General features: G+C 37.8%; 2 protein-coding genes and 1 pseudogene. All 3 read right to left on the reverse strand.

Features of this window, described 5'->3' with window-relative positions; genetic code table 11:
- Positions 1-218 precede the first annotated feature (218 nt).
- Positions 219-1,154 carry an IS3 family transposase gene (locus Q9Q35_RS10470; protein WP_112286404.1) on the reverse strand — a complete coding sequence of 312 codons (936 nt, stop codon included), beginning with the start codon at positions 1,152-1,154 and terminating at the stop codon, positions 219-221.
- On the reverse strand, positions 1,079-1,606 hold the full coding sequence (locus Q9Q35_RS10475) for a helix-turn-helix domain-containing protein (RefSeq protein ID WP_004047940.1): 528 nt from the start codon (positions 1,604-1,606) through the stop codon (positions 1,079-1,081). Before Q9Q35_RS10475 ends, Q9Q35_RS10470 begins: the two co-directional genes overlap by 76 nt.
- An 84-nt stretch (positions 1,607-1,690) precedes the next feature.
- Positions 1,691-2,122: pseudogene (locus Q9Q35_RS10480) on the reverse strand (amino acid permease); the annotation flags it as partial.

Genomic DNA, 2,122 nt, shown 5'->3' on the forward strand with positions numbered 1-2,122 from the left:
ACCGTGTGGTGTCCGTCCACATGGAGATCTCCGTTGACTTGTAGGGCCAAGTCAAAAAAACGTGCACAATTGGAAACCTCCATAGATAGATTTTTTCCGCCCCATCGATTATACTTAAATTACAGCAACCAAAAACATCCGATCTATGAATAGGAAGTAATGTTAAAAAAGACCATAAACGTTGCGATGAAGTGAACCCATAAAGTTGGACACTCTATTTAGACTATATTTCTTAAGGCAAGATGTCGGTATTCTACCGGTGTCTTGCCTTTTAGTTTGACCTTTATCCGTTCGTTATTGTAATAGCTGATCCAGCTGATCATTGCGTTGACCAACTCTTCTTGTGTTGTATATTCTTTATTGTGATATAGCTCTACTTTCATTGTGTGGAAAAAACTTTCCATGGGTGCATTATCTAAGCACGTTGCCCTACGAGACATGCTTTGAAAGATCCTATTTTCTTTTAGCTTCTTTCGCCATTGGACACTCTGATATTGGACACCTTGATCGCTATGGAGAGTCATACGATAGTTTAATTTAGGTCTAAGTTTTATCAATGCATCCAACGGTTTTACCACGAAGGCTGTTGTTGGATGCTTACTGATACTATAGCTTACTATTTCATCTGTACATAGATCTTTGATAGGTGAAAGATAGACACGTTCTTCTTGTGTCTTATTTCCATACCTAAATTCACTTACGTCGGTCACCATTTTTTGAAATGGTAAATGTGTATCAAAACGTCGATGTAATAAGTTCTTAGCTTTCTTACCTTGTGGTCCAAGGGCAGAATTATATTTTCGCCTTTGTTTATTATACATATGCGCTGATAGATCATTTTCTCGCATGATGCGACTAACACGCTTATGATTTACTTTTATGCCTTGAGATCGTAATTTCAGTGTTACTGTACGATAACCAAAACACGGGTGCTTTGATTTGACCTCCTTTATAAGCTTTAATAGCTCCTCATCTTTATTTTTTCGCCTGTTTATTCGTTGGGCTTGATAGTAAAATGTACTACGTTTAAGACTAGTGTAAGGTAGTATTTCATCCAATGTATATTTAAATTTTTGCCTTAATTCTTGGATGATTTGATATTTTTCTTGCGATGTCCGCGCTTCTGAACCAAGGCATCGAGTTTTTTTAAGTATTCATTTTCAACCCGTAAAGCACGATTCTCAGCTCGTAAACGTTCTAATTCAGATAATTCTGATTTTTCTGCTTGTTTATTATTGTTGGTCGTCATGTGTTTAGCCCGTCCTCTTCTAGTAAATAAGGCATCAACACCTTTAGTATCCAATTTACGTTGCCAAGTCGCGATCGTCCCAGGATTACTTATATCAAACTGAAGTGCTGTTTCCGGATAGGAAGCCTTATGTCTTTTTCTCCAGTTTAAAACATTGAGCTTAAAATTTCCATCGTAATCGTATTTAGGGTAGCGAACTTTTAACCCATCAATACCATATTTTTGATATCGTTTGACCCACATAAGGATATTTGAGTGATTCTTCACTTTATAAACTTTAGCTACTGTGTTACTTCCATAGCCTCTTAGATACATATTTACAGCCCGCAACTTATCCTCAAAAGAAAATTTAGTCATAGTAAAACCCCCTAAGTTAGATTCCTTTGTCCAACTTAGGGGGTTCACTTCACTCACTTTGCAATAAGGTGAGCTATATTTTAGTTATTTTCTTTTTTCAAAAAGATAGTGCGCAAGATAACAACCAATGACAAAGGGAATAGTCCAGGATAAAGCGATCCTTTGGATTGGATCAAACCAGATCAAAAGACAAGAGGCCCCGCTTAAGCTAAAGGCAAACCACGGAACAAAGGGGAAAAGTGGTGTTTTATATTTTAATTCCGAGAGTTGATGACCACTGGCTAAAAAAGCCTTTCGAAATTTGAGCTGTGATAAAGCGATCGTCATCCAGACGATAACGACGGCTAAACCAGAGAGCGAGACTAAGACCAGATAAACAGTATTTGCAACTACAACGCTTGAGATCAAAGCTAAGATCGCACCTAACATGCTAGTGCAAAGGGCGATCATCGGAACACCATTTTTAGAAGTCTTAGTAAAAGTGGCGGGGAGCGTTTGCTCATTTCCTAATGACCA

It is taken from the genome of uncultured Ligilactobacillus sp., assembly GCF_948826705.1.
Classification (GTDB): domain Bacteria; phylum Bacillota; class Bacilli; order Lactobacillales; family Lactobacillaceae; genus Ligilactobacillus.

Bases quoted from the DNA above. Each gene is read 5' to 3' on its own strand.
- Q9Q35_RS10475 (WP_004047940.1), bottom strand. From the start codon at position 1,606: ATGACTAAATTTTCTTTTGAGGATAAGTTGCGGGCTGTAAATATGTAT.